Source organism: Xanthomonas sp. NCPPB 2922, assembly GCF_041520885.1.
GTDB lineage: Bacteria > Pseudomonadota > Gammaproteobacteria > Xanthomonadales > Xanthomonadaceae > Xanthomonas > Xanthomonas campestris.
This window is the reverse complement of sequence record NZ_JBGOFY010000007.1, coordinates 169279-187115: the sequence shown is the minus strand read 5'-3', so window position 1 is coordinate 187115 and position 17837 is coordinate 169279. Positions and strand designations below refer to the sequence as shown.

The 17837-nt window shown below is 64.3% G+C and carries 15 protein-coding genes; 9 read left to right on the top strand and 6 right to left on the bottom strand.

What is annotated here, in order from left to right; genetic code table 11:
* Nucleotides 1–998: TonB-dependent receptor domain-containing protein (locus ACD584_RS10905; protein ID WP_372357286.1), on the top strand; the 998-nt coding region annotated here is incomplete at its 5' end.
* A 183-nt stretch (nucleotides 999–1181) separates the two neighbouring features.
* Here ACD584_RS10905 and ACD584_RS10900 read toward each other — a convergent pair.
* From ACD584_RS10900 to ppa, 3 genes are all read right to left on the bottom strand, one after another.
* Nucleotides 1182–1475, bottom strand: coding sequence for a hypothetical protein (locus ACD584_RS10900; RefSeq protein WP_139328391.1), 294 nt, complete (start codon nucleotides 1473–1475; stop codon nucleotides 1182–1184).
* A gap of 324 nt (nucleotides 1476–1799) precedes the next feature.
* Nucleotides 1800–2912, bottom strand: a complete 1113-nt coding sequence (locus ACD584_RS10895; protein ID WP_012437451.1) for an HDOD domain-containing protein — start codon at nucleotides 2910–2912, stop codon at nucleotides 1800–1802.
* A 146-nt stretch (nucleotides 2913–3058) separates the two neighbouring features.
* Nucleotides 3059–3595: an inorganic diphosphatase gene (gene ppa / locus ACD584_RS10890; protein WP_002804918.1), complete on the bottom strand. Its 537-nt coding sequence runs from the start codon at nucleotides 3593–3595 to the stop codon at nucleotides 3059–3061.
* Between the two features lie 199 nt (nucleotides 3596–3794).
* Between ppa and ACD584_RS10885 the strand changes: the two genes are divergently transcribed.
* Nucleotides 3795–4277 carry a hypothetical protein gene (locus tag ACD584_RS10885; RefSeq protein WP_050911282.1) on the top strand — a complete coding sequence of 161 codons (483 nt, stop codon included), beginning with the start codon at nucleotides 3795–3797 and terminating at the stop codon, nucleotides 4275–4277.
* Nucleotides 4278–4689: 412 nt separating this feature from the next.
* Here the strand turns inward: ACD584_RS10885 and ACD584_RS10880 are convergent, their stop codons facing one another.
* Nucleotides 4690–6717 carry a sodium-translocating pyrophosphatase gene (locus ACD584_RS10880; protein WP_076037141.1) on the bottom strand — a complete coding sequence of 676 codons (2028 nt, stop codon included), beginning with the start codon at nucleotides 6715–6717 and terminating at the stop codon, nucleotides 4690–4692.
* A gap of 267 nt (nucleotides 6718–6984) precedes the next feature.
* On the opposite strand from ACD584_RS10880, the gene ACD584_RS10875 reads away from it, so the two are divergent.
* Both ACD584_RS10875 and ACD584_RS10870 read left to right on the top strand, forming a co-directional pair.
* Nucleotides 6985–7473, top strand: coding sequence for a hypothetical protein (locus tag ACD584_RS10875; RefSeq protein ID WP_175611866.1), 489 nt, complete (start codon nucleotides 6985–6987; stop codon nucleotides 7471–7473).
* A 318-nt stretch (nucleotides 7474–7791) separates the two neighbouring features.
* The gene (locus tag ACD584_RS10870; protein WP_076037139.1) at nucleotides 7792–8574 is read left to right on the top strand and encodes a hypothetical protein; all 783 of its coding nucleotides are present in this window, start codon (nucleotides 7792–7794) and stop codon (nucleotides 8572–8574) included.
* Between the two features lie 565 nt (nucleotides 8575–9139).
* Here the strand turns inward: ACD584_RS10870 and ACD584_RS10865 are convergent.
* Entirely contained in the window at nucleotides 9140–10396 is a 1257-nt protein-coding gene (locus tag ACD584_RS10865) for a 6-phosphofructokinase (RefSeq protein WP_076037138.1), read from the bottom strand.
* A gap of 159 nt (nucleotides 10397–10555) precedes the next feature.
* Here ACD584_RS10865 and ACD584_RS10860 point away from each other — a divergent pair, with 159 nt between their 5' ends.
* The 4 genes from ACD584_RS10860 (at nucleotide 10556) to ACD584_RS10845 (ending at nucleotide 14454) form a co-directional block, all read left to right on the top strand.
* Complete coding sequence (locus tag ACD584_RS10860) at nucleotides 10556–11119, top strand: adenylate kinase (RefSeq protein WP_076037137.1); 564 nt, start codon at nucleotides 10556–10558, stop codon at nucleotides 11117–11119.
* Nucleotides 11120–11475: 356 nt separating this feature from the next.
* Entirely contained in the window at nucleotides 11476–12834 is a 1359-nt protein-coding gene (mpl, locus tag ACD584_RS10855; protein WP_076037136.1) for a UDP-N-acetylmuramate:L-alanyl-gamma-D-glutamyl-meso-diaminopimelate ligase, read from the top strand.
* Entirely contained in the window at nucleotides 12831–13430 is a 600-nt protein-coding gene (locus tag ACD584_RS10850) for an LON peptidase substrate-binding domain-containing protein (RefSeq protein ID WP_372356098.1), read from the top strand. Before mpl ends, ACD584_RS10850 begins: the two co-directional genes overlap by 4 nt.
* Nucleotides 13431–13569: 139 nt before the next feature.
* On the top strand, nucleotides 13570–14454 hold the full coding sequence (locus ACD584_RS10845; protein ID WP_042596922.1) for a bestrophin family protein: 885 nt from the start codon (nucleotides 13570–13572) through the stop codon (nucleotides 14452–14454).
* A gap of 386 nt (nucleotides 14455–14840) precedes the next feature.
* On the opposite strand, the gene ACD584_RS10840 is transcribed toward ACD584_RS10845, so the two are convergent.
* Nucleotides 14841–16922, bottom strand: a complete 2082-nt coding sequence (locus tag ACD584_RS10840; protein ID WP_042596920.1) for a bifunctional DedA family/phosphatase PAP2 family protein — start codon at nucleotides 16920–16922, stop codon at nucleotides 14841–14843.
* Between the two features lie 161 nt (nucleotides 16923–17083).
* Here ACD584_RS10840 and ACD584_RS10835 point away from each other — a divergent pair, with 161 nt between their 5' ends.
* Entirely contained in the window at nucleotides 17084–17743 is a 660-nt protein-coding gene (locus ACD584_RS10835) for a serine/threonine-protein kinase (protein WP_076037135.1), read from the top strand.
* The last annotated feature ends 94 nt before the right edge of the window (nucleotides 17744–17837 follow it).

Here is a 17837-nt window from a genome sequence, read left to right as displayed (position 1 = left end):
GCGCTCCGACCATCAGCGACCTGTACGGTGGCCTGAGCAGCAGCTTCGAGGATTACATCGATCCTTGCGGCGTGGGTGCCCCGAACAGCGTGAACGGCAATGCCGCATGTAACGCCGCTGGTGTCCCGCTGGGTTACACGCAGCTCGGTCAGGGCTTCGTGCCTTGCACGACCTATCCGTGCCAGACGCCTGATGAATTCATCAGCGGCGCGAACCCGAACCTGAAGCCGGAAACCTCCACGAGCAAGACGGCTGGTCTGGTGTGGAGCCCGCGCTGGGTGCAGGGCCTGGACATCTCGCTGGATTGGTACCGCTACGAAATCAATGACATGATCATTGCCGATAGCGTCGACCGCATCCTGCGTGATTGCTACGTGCTCGGCGACACCTCGCGCTGCTCGAGCCTGACGCGTGCTGCAGACGGTCATATCTCGTCGATGACCTACGGCGTGGCCAACCTCGGCCAGATGGAAACCGAAGGCTACGACCTCGGCGTGAAGTACCGCTTGCCGGAAACCGCGATCGGTTCGTTCACCTTCGACTGGCAGACCAGCTACGTCAGCAAGTACGACGAAGCCGGCCAGGACAGCGCAGGCAACGCGATCATGATCGGCCGCGTCGGCGAGCCGGGCATCTTCCGCGTGCGCTCCAACGTTGGCGTGAACTGGACGCTGGGTGATTTCGGCGTCAACTACACCCTGCGTTACTACTCGGGCATGAAGGAAAGCTGCATCACTCTGGCTGAGGGCTACTGCGACGCGCCGGATCATTTCGCCAACGGTGAATCCGATCCGCTGCGCCACACCGGCTCCAACACCTTCCACGACCTGCAGGTCAACTGGAAGGCCCCGTGGGATGCAACGATCGCTCTCGGCGCGAACAACGTGTTCGATCACCGCGGTCCGCTTCAGTACTCGGCACCGAACAGTAGCTTCGCCTACTACGGCGGCTTTGAAATCGGTCGTTTCATGTATATGAAGTACACCCAGCGCTTCTGATCGATCGACGCGCGCATTAGATAATAAGGTTGTAACTAAAGAAGGGTGGATCGTAAGATCCACCCTTCTTTTTTTTATTTAGCTTTTTTGAGGCGCGTATCTAAGGATGACAAATTCCCCAATTGAAACGCGGCTAATGTCCATGAACTGAAAAGCCCAGCCACGTGTTTCTTGAGGCGTTACTTACATCGCTTGGCAAATAACAGTTCCTGAGCCTACGGTGTAGCAGCGTCCGCCCGTGCCCGGAACTCCGCCACCTCCTTTGTCCGAAGGCGGCTTGAAGTCATTGCGGCTTGCGTCTAGGGTAGACGAGCGAGAATATTTTAAGTCGCTGGTATCGTCTTGAAGCACTAAATCAACAATCTTCTGTACGAACGATTTTTCTGAAGTGGTAGGTAGACTTTGTGCTGCTAATACAGGCGAAGAATTCATCGCAATAATCACTGCAACCAAGACTGTTGCTTTTTTCATTTTCATTTTCATTCCTTTTAAATGTTGGTCGCTGGCCAAAGGCCAGCTAGAACGTAAGGCTTTCCATAAGAAGGGATGAAAATTTTTTGTAAAATTTCAAGTTGTATCGAACTTCCCGCCATATTTAGCAAAGTCCGAGGAGCCAGGGCACGGCGAGCCCTCAGAGCGACACGGCACCTAGTGGTCGGTCGATAATCGTGGCCGAGCATGCGCCCCGCCGGATTAGCAACGTAGGCTCGTTTACGCTGAAATCCAGTAGCCCTTCCTTAGTCCTGTGTCCTCAAAAACATCGGGCAGGATGAGAAGGCGGCTAGTGGATGTGCCGGGACCTTACGCCTCAGCAAGCCCCATCAAGGTATCGGCCTGCTCGCGCCAATTTGGCAAGCGGTTGATGACGCCGACCTTGGTCAGGTATTCCTCGTCCACGGTCTCGCCGCTGGCCAATGCAGTCGCCACGTGCACGGCGCCGGTCACCCAGAAGCTGCGCAGGCTGGAGCGTTGCGGGTGGCGATGGAAGGCGACCGCTTCGATGATTGGCATCGGCAGGCCCCACAGGCCCAGCAGGTAGGCGCCCGCCTCGGTATGGCCTAGACGCTCGTCGCCTTCCACGGCCGGTTCGCGTTCATCACGCACGCCGGGCAGCAACAGGCCGATGTCGGCCAGCAGTGCGGCGGTGGAGCCCAGTTCGGCGCTGGTCGGTGGCAACACCTTGGCCGCCAGGCGCGAGGACAGCAGCGCGCGGCGCTGCATCGCGGCGCGCTCGGCCGGGGTCAGGGTCTGCACCGAGAATACTTCGCTGGCCAGCACCAGGTCGCGCAGCGTGGCTACGCCCAGGCGCGTTACCGCGGTGCGCAGGTCGGTGATGCTGCGGCCGCCAGAGAAGAACGCAGAGTTGCACAGCTGCAGCACCTTGGCCGCGATCGCCGGGTCGCCGGCGATCAGCTTGGCGATGTCGGCCGCGTCGGCGCCATCGTCCTCTTCCAGCGCGTGCATCAGGCTTAAATACAGGTGGGGCGGGGAGGGCAGCTTCTCGATCCGCCCAATGGCCGCGCGCAGGCGCGGATTGCTGAGCAGGTCGCGCAACTCCTCCAGGCTGGTGACCGCTTCCAGCAGCACTTCCGGTGCCAGCGGCATCGGCAGGAAACGGTGCGCCACCCCGATGATGCGCGCCGGTGGCGTGCGCTGCCCGTCCTGGGCATCGATCAGGGCAATGCGGATGGTGTCGGGCCGCAGGGTGCGGATTTGCCCGAGCAAGGTCGCGGCGGTCAAGTCCGGCAGGACCGGGGCAACGATGACGGCATCGAAGGGCGACAGCGCGGCGGCTTCGATGGCAGAGTTCCCGTCCGGGACCTGCTGCGCCTGCCAGTTGTCGCCGAGTTCGGCAATGTAGTCGACAAGGTCGGACGGAAGACTGGCTTCGTCCCCAACAAACAAAATACGCAAGGCACTTCCCCAAGAGTCACCGGCGATAGGCGCCGGCCAAACGCTGTCGGCAATGTACCCAATCTGCCGACAGCGGTCACCGGCATCACGCCAAAAGCGTGATGCCGATCGCCCCGCACGTGCGGGGCAGCGTCACGGTCGACGGCTCAGGGCGCGTCGGAATTATAGCGTTCCACCGACTCCACCAGGATGCGCTTGGCTTCCGCCGCGCCGCCCCAGCCGTCCAGCTTGACCCACTTGCCTTTCTCCAAGTCCTTGTAATGCTCGAAGAAATGGCCGATGCGCTCCATCCAGTGGCTGGAGACCTGATCGATATCTTCGATGTGGGCGTAGCCGGAGAAGATCTTCTCGATCGGCACTGCCAGGATCTTCTCGTCGCTGCCGGCCTCATCGCTCATGCGCAGCACGCCGACCGGGCGGCAACGCACCACCGAACCGGGCACCAGCGGCAGCGGCAGCACCACCAGCACGTCGGCCGGGTCGCCGTCGCCGCACAGGGTGTTGGGCACGTAGCCGTAGTTGCAGGGGTAGCGCATCGGGGTCGACAGGATGCGGTCGACGAAGATCGCGCCGCTGGCCTTGTCCACTTCGTACTTGACCGGCTCCGAGTCCTTGGGGATCTCGATGACGACGTTGATTTCTTCCGGCAGGTTCTTGCCGGAGGTGACCAGTTCCAGGCCCATGCGCGTAGCTCCGAGGCTTCAGCTGTGTGTGGAGGCCGATTCTACGCGTTCGGCTGTTGCGGTGCAGCGACACTGAATAGGCCGCTGTCTGACAGCGGCGCGCGGCATAGTCCGCGTTCATCACGGGCCGCTTCCCGATGCTGCTGAGCGTGCCCTCGCGTCACGCTGCAGGCTCATCCACAGCCACGGAGTTGGCCCCATGTCCAGGTACCTGCGCGTCATCGTTCTTTTGATGTCATCCATCCTCGCCCCGGCGGCGCTGGCTGCGGATCCGCCGCCGGCGTTCGTGGATGCGGTGGACTGGCCGGCCAACGGCGAAGGTTGGGAGGCCTTTGTCGATCTGGAGCAACGGCTGGATCGTGATTTCGACAATATCTGTGGCGATACGTTCTGTGGCGGCGAGTTCAGCGATTACCAGCCGCTGCGCTTCCGCTGCTCGGTCAATCGGGTGAGCGGGGTGGTGCGCAGCTGCATCTGGACCTTTGGCGCGAGCGAGGTGAGCGTGGATCCGCGCAGTGGTCATTTACGCTCGGACAGCCGGGTCTGGCGCTGCACCGCGCCTCTGAAGGCCGGAACGCGCCTGGACGAGATGTATCGCGTACTTGCAGTCACCAATCCGCTGTTCGAGCCGCTGCCCGGTGGTGCGCCGCCGATCTATGACGGGTTGATCGGCTGTCTGTAAGGCGCTGATAGCGTCTTGCTCATGCTGTTGGTCGAGCGATCATCCATGACGACCTAGCAGATTCTGGTGCAGCGCCTTCGGTGCTTGCGCGGCTTACCTCCAAGACGCGTTTGATGCACCAAGTAACGAGCAACCTACGCAACCTGATGGCTTGTAGCGTGATCATTGCTGATTTGTTGCATGCGGAGATGCTGCACGCGGAGATGCGCTGCGCCACTGGCCCGTAGTGATCAAACGGGCCAGTGGCGTCTTTCCGGTCTCCGCAGTGGTCTTTGCAGCAGCACGCATCGCCATGCTTGCAGCCTCAGGAGCCTTAGAGGCCAGGCGCCGTCGCCAGCCGACAAAGGCCCGGGCCCGGAGTCACGCATCGCTCCGGGCCCACGAGGTCCGCAGATCGCCTCAAGCACTGCGCTTAAAGCAGCGGCACCAACAGCAACGCGACGATATTGATGATCTTGATCAGCGGGTTGATGGCAGGCCCTGCGGTGTCCTTGTAGGGGTCGCCCACGGTATCGCCGGTGATCGCGGCCTTATGTGCTTCGCTGCCCTTGCCGCCGAAATGACCATCTTCGATGTACTTCTTGGCGTTGTCCCATGCTCCGCCCCCGGTCGTCATCGAAATCGCAACGAAGAGCCCGGTCACGATGGTGCCGATCAACAATCCGCCCAGCGCACGCGGCCCAAGCAGCAGCCCGACGATCACCGGGACCACCACCGGCAACAACGAGGGCACGATCATTTCGCGGATTGCCGAGCGCGTGAGCATGTCCACCGCGCGGTCGTATTGCGGCTTGGCGGTGCCGGCCATGATGCCGGGGATGTCGCGGAACTGGCGGCGTACCTCTTCGACCACCGCACCGGCAGCGCGCCCCACGGCTTCCATCGCCATTGCGCCGAACAGGTAGGGAATCAGTCCGCCAATCAGCAAGCCAATGATCACCGTGTGGTCAGACAGATCGAACGCGAATACTTCGTTCGGATTGGCGGCCTGCAGGTTGTGGGTGTAGTCGGCAAACAGCACCAGCGCGGCCAGTGCAGCCGAGCCGATCGCATAGCCCTTGGTCACCGCCTTGGTGGTATTGCCGACTGCATCCAGCGGGTCGGTGACGTTGCGTACTTCTGGCGGCAATTCGGCCATTTCGGCAATGCCGCCGGCGTTGTCCGTGATGGGGCCATAGGCGTCCAGTGCCACGATCATGCCGGCCATCGACAGCATCGCCGTGGCCGCGATCGCAATCCCGTACAGCCCGCCAAAATGGAATGCGCCCCAGATCGCCGCGCACACCGCAATGACCGGGAGTGCGGTGGATTTCATCGAGATGCCCAGGCCGGCAATGATGTTGGTGCCATGACCGGTCGTGCTCGCGGCGGCCACATGCTGCACGGGCCCATACTGCGTGCCGGTGTAGTACTCGGTGATCCACACGATCAGCCCGGTCAGGACCAGGCCGATCAATGCGCAGGCATACAATGACATCGCGCCGTGCGCGTTTTCGCGCATCAATGCCTGCGTGATCGGCAAGTACGCAATCGCCGCCAACACACCGGACACGATCACGCCTTTATAGAGCGCGCCCATGATCGAGCCGCCCGGCTTTACCTTCACGAATGCTGCGCCAATGATCGATGCGACGATGGACACGCCGCCCAGCACCAGTGGATACAACACCGCATGCGGTCCGGTTTCGGCCAGGGTCAGGCTGCCGAGCAGCATCGTGGCAATGACGGTGACCGCATAGGTCTCGAACAGGTCCGCCGCCATGCCTGCACAGTCGCCGACGTTGTCACCGACGTTGTCTGCAATCACGGCCGGATTGCGCGGGTCATCTTCGGGGATGCCGGCCTCGACCTTGCCCACCAGGTCGGCGCCCACATCGGCACCCTTGGTGAAAATGCCGCCACCCAGGCGCGCAAAGATCGAAATCAGCGATGAACCGAACGCCAGGCCGACCAAGGCGTGCAGGTTCTGCTCAAGCGGCAGGCCGATGGCTTGCAGGATGGCGAAGTAGCCGGCAACACCCAGCAAGCCCAGGCCGACCACCAGCATGCCGGTGATGGCGCCGCCGCGGAAGGCAACGTCCATGGCCTTGCTGATCCCGTGCCGCGCGGCTTCTGCGGTGCGCACGTTGGCGCGTACCGACACGTTCATGCCGATGTAGCCGGCCAACCCCGACAGCACCGCGCCAATCGCAAACCCGATTGCCGTGTACCAACTCAGAAACAGCCCGACCAGCACGAACAACACCACGCCGGCGATGGAAATGGTCAGGTATTGCCGGTTGAGGTAGGCGCGTGCGCCTTCCTGGATGGCAGCGGCGATTTCCTGCATGCGTGCATTGCCGCTCGGCTGCGCGACCACCCAGCGCGCCGACAACATGCCATAGACAATGGCCAGGACCGCACAACCCAGCGCGAGCATCAATCCGTAGTGTTCCAGCATGACCCCTCCCAAAAGAATGGATGTCGTCCGGTCGGGACGAACGAAGGGCGGTGCGCGACGAGTGGAACGGCGAAGACGGACTCGACGGCCTGACAAGGCCTGCTGCGCGTCGCGATGTTCATGTGGCCGGATTGCAGCCGAGTATGCGCCGCGTACTGCATGCCTGCCAGCACCACGCTTTGGCGCCGCGTTCAGTGATGGCATGACAGCCTGCCGCCACCGTGATCGACCCGATCCAGGAGCCTATGTATGTTGAAATCCGCCTTGATGATGACCGGCCTGCTGCTGAGCGCTCCTGTGTTTGCCGCCGAGCCCGCACCGGAAATGCAGCGTGCCCCTGGCACGGCGCAGGCGATTGGTGCAGCGCACACCTTGCGCCAGATTCCCGAAGCCTGTGCCCGTCTGGAAGGTGTGTTCACCGGCAATGCGGCGCAGCCATACACGTTTTCGGTGACGCGCAGCAGTCCTACCTGTCAGCCGCGCGCCCGCTTCGTCGACTACGCCAAAGCTGCACCCAGCGTGGCCTCCGGTTGGATCTTCAATGATGTGATCCGCGTACCGAGCGCGTCCTGCCCGTCACAGCAGGCGGTTGTGCGGGTATGGCGCAAGCCGGCCGCGGCCAAACCGCAGCTGGATGGACAAGGGCAGTCACGCATCTATCTGGAGGAGGCCAAGCAGCAGGCCGCGGCCGGCAAGATCCCGCAGGTCCCCATGTTTACCGCGCAGCAGACGATGGAAGGCAAGGCCTGCCAGTAAGAGCGGCTAAAATGCGGCCGCGCATGCCTAGGGTGTGAGTTCGGTCTGCGTGCCCAACTTTGTGGCGCTACATGCATGCATGTAACGCGCGGCGCCGGTGGTGCAGTGGGTCAAGCATCAATGCCTGCTTCCGTGTTGCATAGCATGCATCAGCGACAGGTCAGGTAGTGGCGCGTCGTTCACCAGTGCGCCGCCGTCGTGGTTGCCAGCGAGCCGAAGGCCGATTGGGCTTGATACCGACGCTTTGCTGAGAACCAGTCGTGCCAACGAAGTCGCGTCAGCCACATCGATCGCATCGGCGCATGCGCTGCATCTTCGATGCACGGCGCTAACGTGGCGCAGCGTGGTTTGCCGCCTGCGTGCCATGCGGCGTTCTCGGTCCTAGTGGTGTTCAACGCCAACGGCGCTGGCGCTTTTCTTGAGAAGCCTATGAAGGTATTGCGTCACTCCCCGGGACTGCTGGCCGTGTTCGCGTTATGGCACCCGGTGCCCGCGCGTGCAGCAGCCAGCATGGTGGTCGACGATGCTGGCGTGACGCCACGCGGCCAGTGCCAGCTCGAAGCGTGGTGGCGTGCGACGCCCGGCGGTGCATCGGCCACGGCAGTGCCTGCCTGCAACCTCTGGGGCACCGAATTCGCGTTGGGAATGACCGACGTCCGGCACGGATCGGCTGCGCTCGACATCGGCGCAAAACGCATGCTGCGCGATCCGGAGCAACACGCATGGGGGCTGGCGGTGTCAGTGGGCCTGCAACGCGCCTGGCAGGAGCCTCAGCAACGCGCCAGTTACATCGCCGTGCCGCTGACGTGGTCGCTAGGAACGGCAGCGAACACGCGGATTCACGTCAATTTCGGCGCGCTCGTCACGCACGCTGGCCCGGACACCACGACTGCAGGTGTCGGCCTGGAGCACGTGCTCACCCCCGCCTGGACGGTCCTGGCCGAAGCATCGGGAGACGATCGCGACGGTCACGGTGCGCAACTCGGACTGCGCAGACTGGTGGGCAAGGCCTCCAGCATCGATCTCGTAGTTGGATGTGATCACGCGACCGCACCGCGTGGGTGGATCACGGTCGGGATCAACCTTGCAATGTTGCCGTGATGCCAGTAACTGCCAGGGCAGTCATCAGGGGATGCTGGGCGCGTCCAACGGTGACACCGGTGCTGAGCAAGCGCCGATTCGCTCGAATTTTCGGTAAGCGGTTACATCCAGGGAGCGCGCACTGCAGTTGTGATTCACAGGTTTACCACAGCCTTATTGCGCTCCGCGATAACAGAAGCTGCCCGAACGCCCGCGCGTTTCGAGCATCGAACAGGCATTAAGACAACCGTGCTGAGCACACGGAAATCCTTCGGCCAGTAGTAAGTGACAGCCTTGGACAAAGAACGCGTAAGGGGCGATGTGCTTGGCAATGCCAATCGGCCATTAGTAGTTGCCGCTCAAGCATTAACACTCACGAATGCAACCTGGACATGTAGAGAGAATTTGTTAGCAGTCGGCCGGTTGCGCTTGTAATTCGCGTTCGCCGCGGCTGTGGGCCGCAACAGACGGCGTCGATAAGCTCAGGTCTGAAAGTGCAGCACCCCCGCTAAGAGGGTGCAAAATGGATTTCGTAGATCTGCGTGGGTGGAGGGCCACCTGTCAGTGAGGGCGCGGCAGCTTTAACTCACCCCTCCCACGCCGCCAACTTCTTGACCACGGCCACATTCTTCAACGTCACATACTTCGGCAGGCCATCGCTGCCGTAGGCCAGCGGGGCTTCGCCCTTGATCAGTGGGGCGAAGTAGCGGCGGGCGCGCTCTGTAATGCCGAAGCCGTCCTTGCGCAGGAAGCTGGGCGGCATCTTCTTTTCGTGGTTGGCCACCTTGTGCAGCGGGGCGGGCACGATCTTCCAGCGGTACGGGGCGTCGCTGACACGTTCGATCACCGGGATCACCGCGTTCATGCCCTTGAGTGCGTACTGCACGGCGGCCTTGCCCACAGCCTGGGCCTGTTCCCAGTCGGTCTTGGAGGCGAGGTGGCGGGCCGAGCGCTGCAGGTAATCGGGCAGCGTCCAGTGCACCTTGTAGCCGAGTTCCTGTTTGACCTGCGCTGCGAGGAAGGCGGCTACGCCACCGAGTTGCGCGTGCCCGAACGAATCGGCCGCGCCGCCGGCATCGGCGACGAATTTGCCCTGTGCGTCCTGGATGCCCTCGCTGGCCACGACTACGCACCAGCCGACCCGTTTCACCACCTGGCGCACCTTGGCCAGGAACGCGGCCTGATCAAAGGCGCGCTCGGGCAGCAGGATGATCTGCGGCGCGTCGTCCGGCCCCTGTCCGGCCAGCCCCGCCGCCGCCGCCAGCCAGCCGGCGTGGCGGCCCATCGCTTCGTAGATGAAGACCTTGGTGGAGGTGTCGGCCATGGCGGCCACGTCCAGCGCCGCTTCGCGGACCGAGACCGCGGTGTACTTGGCGGCCGAGCCGAAGCCGGGGCAGGTGTCGGTCACCGCCAGGTCGTTGTCGATGGTCTTGGGCACGCCGATGCAGTGCAGCGGGTAGCCGAACGCCTTGGCCAGCTGCGAGACCTTCAGTGCGGTATCGGCCGAGTCGTTGCCGCCGTTGTAGAGGAACCAGCGCACGTCGTGCGCGCGCAGCACCTCCAGCAGGCGCTCGTATTTGGCGCGGTCCTGCTCCAGCGATTTGAGCTTGTAGCGGCAGGACCCGAACGCGCCGCCGGGGGTCTGCGCCAGCGCCGCGATCGCCGCGGCCGATTCCTTGGAGGTGTCGATCAATTCCTCGCGTAGCGCGCCCAGGATGCCGTTGCGTGCAGCCAGCACCTTGATCTTGCGTGCGCGCGCTTCGCCGATCACCCCGGCAGCGGTGGCGTTGATGACGGCAGTGACACCGCCGGACTGGGCATACAACAGGTTGCCGTTGGTCATAGGGGGACACACTCCTCAGATGGCGACATGGCGCGGGGGACATTGCGGGGACATTCCCCGGATGCGGTAAGCTGCACGACCATACGGTCAGCGCTGGCGAAGGCTTGAGTCTAACGCCGCCCACCGCAACGCGTTTTTATTCGAAAGTGGAGTCCACTGATGCGATTGGTTCTGTTGGGACCGCCCGGTTCGGGCAAGGGCACCCAGGCGGCACGGCTCAAAGACAAGTTTCAGATCCCGCACATTTCCACCGGCGACCTGCTGCGTGCCGAAGTGGCCGCCGGTTCACCGCTTGGCGTGAAGGCCAAGGAAGTGATGGCGCGTGGCGATCTGGTGTCCGACGAGATCCTGCTCGGCATGCTGGAAGCGCGGTTGGGCCAGGCCGATGTGGCCAACGGCTTCATCCTGGATGGTTACCCGCGCAATGTGGCCCAAGCCAATGCACTGGACAGCTTGCTCAGCAAGATCGGCCAGCCGCTGGATGCGGTGGTGCAGCTGGATGTGGCCAGCGAATTGCTGGTGGAGCGGATCGCTGGGCGCGCCAAGGCCGAGGGCCGCGAAGACGACAATCCGGAATCGGTGCGCAAGCGTCTGCAGGTCTATACCGATTCCACCGCACCGGTGATCGGCTTCTACGAGCAGCGTGGCAAGTTGGCGCGCGTGGATGGCGTCGGTTCACTGGACGAAGTGCTCGAGCGTATCGGCCAGGCCCTGGGCCGCTGAGCTGTCGGGCCGGGCGGCAGCGCCCGGTCCTTCCTGCCAGTGGAACAGTCGCTGGCGGGGCACATCATCGGTAACCGAACCGTGCAAAAGAAAAACCCCGGTCGTACATGACGACCGGGGCGGTAATGGCGCCAGTAATGAGCTTGCTCAAAGCCCCACAGCATGAGCTCCCTGGGGATTTGGCCTCTTGGGGAGTAGGACCAAAGGGGTGCTGCGACTGGCGTTCAGCATAGTGACGGATGCAGCTACCCGCGTGTATCGGGAAGTTCCCGACAGCCCGGTAGGGGTTTCCTGACGTTTGGGTGCGGTGCGGATTCGAATATCCCGCAACTCCGGCGATCGGCGACAATGAGTCCATGAGCAAACTCCACATCCTCGGCATTGCCGGGACCTTCATGGGCGGCGTTGCCGCGCTGGCGCGCGAACTGGGTTGGCAGGTGGAAGGCAGCGACCAGGCCATCTACCCGCCGATGTCCACGCAGCTGGAAACCCTGGGCATTCGGCTGGCGCAGGGCTATCTGCCCGCCAACATTTCCGCCGATGCGCAGGACGTGGTCATTGGCAATGCGCTTTCGCGCGGCAATGCGGCGGTGGAAGCAGTGCTCGATGCGGGCCGCCGCTACAGTTCGGGCGCGCAATGGCTGTCCGAGCAGGTGTTGCCCGGGCGCGACACCTTGGCCGTGGCCGGCACGCACGGCAAGACCACCACCACCACCATCCTCAGTTATCTGCTGGAGGCCGCCGGGCGGGCGCCGGGCTTTCTGATCGGTGGCGTGGCCGAGGACTTTGGCGTCTCGGCGCGGCTCGGGCAGGGCCGGGAATTTGTGGTGGAAGCGGACGAGTACGACACCGCGTTCTTCGACAAGCGCAGCAAGTTCGTGCACTACCGCCCGTTGGTGGCGATCCTCAACAATCTTGAGTACGACCACGCCGACATCTTTCCGGACGTGGCCGCGATCCAGCGCCAATTCCATCACCTGGTGCGGACGGTACCGGCGCGCGGGCGGCTGATCGTCAACGGCGAGGATGCGCGGCTGGCCGAGGTGTTGGCGATGGGCTGCTGGACGCCGGTGGAGCGCTTTGGATTCGATCCGGCGCTGGACTGGAGTGCGCGGCTGTTGGCCGACGATGGCAGCCGCTTCGCCGTGCTGCACCGGGGTGTGGAGATCGGCCGGGTGCAGTGGCCATTGGTGGGGCGCCACAACGTGCTCAACGGGTTGGCGGCGCTGGCCGCGGTGCAGGCGGCGGGCGTGGACCCGGTAACGGTGATGCCTGCGCTGGCGCGCTTTCAGAGTGTGAAGCGGCGGCTGGAAGTTCTGGGGCAGGCGCAGGGCATCACCGTCTATGACGATTTCGCCCATCACCCCACGGCGATCGCCACCACGCTGCAGGGGCTGCGCGCGAAGGTCGGCACTGCGCGCGTGCTGGTGGCGATGGAGCCGCGCAGCAATTCGATGCGCCTGGGTGCGCATGCGCAGGCACTGGCGCCGTCGTTGCACGATGCCGATGCGGTGGTGTTCCTGCATCGGCCGGAACTGGCCTGGGACGCGGCGCCGATCATTGCGCAGGTGCGTGGTCAGGCGCATGTCGCGCAGGATGTGGACACGTTGTTGCGCATGCTGGGTGAGATCGCGCAGCCGGGCGACCACGTGGTGTTCATGTCCAATGGCGGTTTCGATGGTGCGCCGCGCCGCTTCCTGGCAGGCCTGGCATGACCGTGCAGCCCACGATGCCGGCCGAGATCACCTCGTTGCCGCTGTTTCCGCTGCACAGCGTGTTGCTGCCCGGTGCGACGATCGGCTTGCGCGTGTTCGAGCGCCGCTATCTGGATCTGGTGCGCGATTGCGGGCGGACCGGCAGCAGTTTCGGCGTGTGCCTGATCCTGGATGGCAGCGATGTGGGGGCGCCGGCGGTTCCTGCGGCGTACGGCACCGAGGTGCGCATCGAGGATTTCGATGTGGGCGCCGATGGCGTGCTGGTCTTGCGCCTGCGTGGTACCCGGCGCTTTCGCGTGCAGCGCTCGCGCGTGCGAGACAACGGCCTGGTGGTGGGTGAGGTGAGCTGGTGTGAGCCGGACAGCGACGACGAGCTGCGCCCCGAGCATGGTCTGCTCGCCACCGTGCTCGAACGCATGCTGGAGCAGGTGGGCGGCGAATTTGCATCCGCTGGCCCCGGTCTGCTCGATCAAGCTGCCTGGGTGGGCTGGCGCCTGGCCGAGCTGCTGCCGTTGAGCGAAGGCCAGCGGCTGTCGTTGTTGCAGGAGGACGACCCGCATCGCCGCCTGGAGCAACTGCTGGCCTGGATGCCATAACCGCTGCGGAGTGTGATGTGCGCGCGTGATTCCTCACCGCACTTGCACCGCTGCAACGGCAGACTCCGCACGCTTGAGTGCGCCAGTGCATCCCGCAGGGAATGCGCTTGGCGCGGTTGGTTAACGACCGGGGTGTGCCGTGATCATCGATGTAAAACCGCGTGTGACCGATGTCTTCCTGCAGGTGTGGCGAACGCTGGCGGTGCTGTTCGTGTGGGACGTGCTGGTCACCATCATTTATTACGTGCTGCCGTTCCGAGCACCGGCGCTGCCGCTGACGATCTTCGGTTCGGCGCTGGCGTTATTCCTGGGGTTTCGCGCCAATTCCACCTATCAACGCTGGTGGGAAGGCCGCGTGCTGTGGGGGCAGATGATCAATGCTTCGCGCAATCTGGTGCGCCTGTGCGTGAGCGTGTTGTCCGCGCCAGACGCAGCAGCAGTGGGGCGCAGCATCGCGCTGCGTCAGGTGGCCTATGTGCACGCGTTGCGCTGTCAGTTGCGGCGGCTGCCGGTGGGCGTGGAGCTGGAGCCACGCCTGGATGCGGACGAAGTGGCTGCCGTGGTGACGCGCACCAACGTAGCCAACGGATTGCTCGACACCACCGGGCGCGCAGTGGAACAGGCGCGGCGCGATGGCTGGATCGACAGCATCCAGCAGGCCAGTGTGGAACGCATCCTGGTGGACATTGCCAACGCGCAGGGCGGCATGGAACGGTTGAAGAACACGCCGCTGCCGTATCAATACCGGTTCTACCCCAACCTGTTCACCCGCGTGTTCTGCATCCTGTTGCCGATCGGGCTGGTGGAAACCCTGCAATACGCCACACCGGTGGGCTCCACCGTGGCCGGGCTGATGTTCCTGGCGGTGCTGAAGATCGGCGACGAGCTGGTTGACCCGTTCGCCAACACCATCCACGACCTGCCGTTGGACAGCATGTGCCGCACGGTGGAAATCGATGCGTTGCAAGCCATCGGTGAGCGCGCACCGGAGCCGATGCAGCCGGTGGATGGAGTGTTGTGGTGAAGGAATAAGGCGCCGAGCACGTGGCTGCGTGCTGTGGTGCGTTGTCTTTGGTGGTGCGGCAAATCGCTGAGCGATTGTGTGATGGCTGCATGCCGCGCGTGCCGCACGCGTGCGGATGCCAACTACACGCGCACTGCCAAAGGGCTTCGCGGAGATAGACGCGATCGCTCGGCAGCAAACATTGGGTGTCACTAATAGCGCGACGCGGATGCTTTAGCCCGGCGCTACATTCGCTCCGTCGCCACGCTCGACCTGCGTAGTGCAATGCGCATTTCTTGCCAAACTGGTGTGCGAGAAAAATCCACACACAGTGGCTCTACGGTGCAGCCATCAACGTGGCGCGGCTGCTCACCGCCTCCGCCTGCTGCCCACGCGTCAGCCACGCATCAGCGCGGCGGGCCATCGCGCTGTGCAGCACTCTGTTCGGACTGAGCCGCGGTGGCGGGGTGCGCGGCAGAGGGCTCACGCCGCGGGCCGCCGTGCGGTGTTGCGTCGATCAGCATCACCGGCACCTGCGAGCGCCGACGTTGTTCCACCCGATACGGCAGCGGCCCCAGTGCATCGCGCAGTGCGCTCAGTGCCGGGTCCACACCGCGCAGCGGGTACCACAGCCCGACCAGGCTGAAATGCCGGCTGTAACGCAGCGTCTGGGTGCTGCCGACCCACAGCGGTTGTGCGTCTGGCAGCAGTCGCGCGGTGGCCGGCCAGAGCCGCAGCACATGCACATGGCCGGGTGCGGCCGGGCGCACCATCAGCAGGGCTTCGACCTGCGTATCCAGGGTGGCCGGCAGGATCGGCACTTCATCCGGGCGCCCGCTCACATCCAGCAGATGCAGCGCCTGCTCCCAGCCGGCTTGCGGTTGCGCCCGCCAGCCACGTGCTTCGAGCTGACGCTGCAGCGGTGCCAGCGGGCCGGCGAGTTGCACATCCAGCGGCCAGCGCTGGTCGTCGTCGAACTCATTGCGGCGGGCCGGCAGCAGACGCCACTGGCCGCTCCACCAATCGCTGGCCTGCAATTCCATCAACAGCGGCGGTGGCGGTTCGAACTTGGCGAGTTTGGCCACCAGATTGCGCGGCGCGAATGCGATCGCGCAGGCCAGGAACACGCCGTAGAACAGCCATGACACCGGCTTGACCCAGAACGCGCGGGTGGCACGGCGGCGATAGGCGATGCCCAGCACCAGCAGCCAGAAGATGCCGAACAACATGCCGCCGACCACGTCGCTGAGCCAGTGCGCGCCCAGGTACAACCGCGCGAACCCGATCAGCGAGACGATTGCGCCGCTGACCAGGTACGGCCACACGCGACGCCGCCCGGGCAGCTCACGCGCAATCAGCAGTGCGAAGAAGCCGAACCCGATCGTGGCCATGGTGACGGCCACCGACGGGAAGCCGAAGCCGCTGCTTGCCGCCGGTGGGCGCACCACCTGCACGGTGGCGCCCAGCAGCTGGGTCAAGGCGAGCCCAAACGCCAGCGCGATCACCCAATGGGTCACGGCCATCCAGCGCCCACGCCAGGCCAGGTAGCCCATCGCCGCGGCGATCGCCGGCAGCAGCACCTGCCAATCGCCCAGCGAGGCCAGCGCCACCATCGGGTAGTCGGCCAGCGGGTTACGCAGGGCCAGCATCAGATCGTGCACGGCCAGGTCCACGCGCAGCGGCTCGCCGTGTGCCAGCACCACCATCAACAGCACGAACCAGCCCCAGCCCAGCAACAGCAGCATCAGCGCCATCATCGCCAGCGGCACCGACTCGCGGCGGCGCGGGTCGAACACGCTCACCGACCAGTTGCCCAGCACCGGGTGACGGTGCGACCACTCCAGCAGCCGTGCCAGCAGCGCATCGAGATGGCCGGCCGACCAGCGGTACGAATACAACACCACCGCCCAGGCCAGGCCGATCACCGCTGCCAGCAACGCCACCACCACAAACAACCGTCCGGCCACCGCGGCCACCGCGTCATACGCAGTGCCCAACACCCAGCCGGGCACCAGGAACAGCAACGCCCACGAGATGCAGGCCAGCCCGCTGGCGATCAGATAGCGTTTGAACGGCATGTGCGACATGCCGGCGATGGCCGGCACGAACGGCCGCACCGCCCCCACGTAGCGCGCGATCACGATGCTCTTGAACGCATTGCGCCGGAACAACAATTCGCCGCGCTCCAGCAATTGCGGGTAGCGGCGGAACGGCCAATAGGTGTGCAGCTGATGGCCCCAGCGATGGCCCACCCAGAAGCTCAGTGCGTCACCGATAAAGGCGCCCAACGTGGCGCAGATCACCGCATAGGGCCCGTTGATCTGGCCAAGCCCGATCAACACGCCAATGGCGAACAACAGCGGCAAAGCGGGCACGATGGCGCCCAGCACGATGACCGCATCGCAGAAGGCAATCGCAAAGATTACCACGCCAGCCAAGGTGGGGTGGTGTCCGATCCACTCCAGCGTGGCGTCGATCCATGAGTTCATCCCCCGAATTATAGGTGGGCCTGGCGGCGGCTGACTTGCGTGGTCCTCACATCGGCCGGCGCGCTTCACCTGCGGTTGCGACGCTGCGCGTGAAGGCGCGCGTGCTGCGCGCAGGTGCGCGCGCTTCGCTGTGATGGTGCGAGCGCCGCCTACAATGGGGGATGCATTCAGACCCTTCCGGCGAGCTGCCACTCAAGTCCGACACCTTCGGCCGCATTCTGCTGGTGCGCGAGGGCGAGCGCATGTTCGTGCGTCGCGATCTGAGCGCTGCGCCCTGGCTACTGCGCGGCGTGGCCTGGTGGCTGGCGCGGCGCGAGGCACTGGCCTTGCGGCAACTGGACGGAATGGCGCGCACGCCACGGCTGCTGGGCTGGAACGGCCGCCAGCTGGATCGCAGCTATCTGGCCGGCGATGCGATGTACCAACGCCCGCCACGCGGCGACCTGGCGTATTTCCGCGCCGCCCGCCGCCTGTTGCAGCAACTGCATCGGCGCGGGGTGGCCCACAACGATCTGGCCAAGGAAGCCAACTGGCTGGTGCAGGACGATGGCAGCCCGGCGGTGATCGATTTTCAGCTGGCGGTGCGTGGCCCGCCGCGCGCGCGCTGGATGCGTCTGCTTGCACGCGAGGACCTGCGCCACCTGCTCAAGCACAAGCGCATGTATTGCCCGGCGGCCATCACCCCGGTGGAGCGCCGCGTGCTCAAGCGCCCCTCCTGGATCCGCGAGCTATGGTTCGCCACCGGCAAGCCGGTCTATCGTTTCGTAACCCGCCGCGTGCTGCACTGGGAAGACAACGAAGGGCAGGGGCCCAAGCCCTGAGGGGCAGCGATTAGGCATTCGGGATTGGGGATTCGTCAGGGCGTAGTGCCGTGCGCTGTAAGCTTTTACCAATCCCCAATCTCGACTCCCTAAT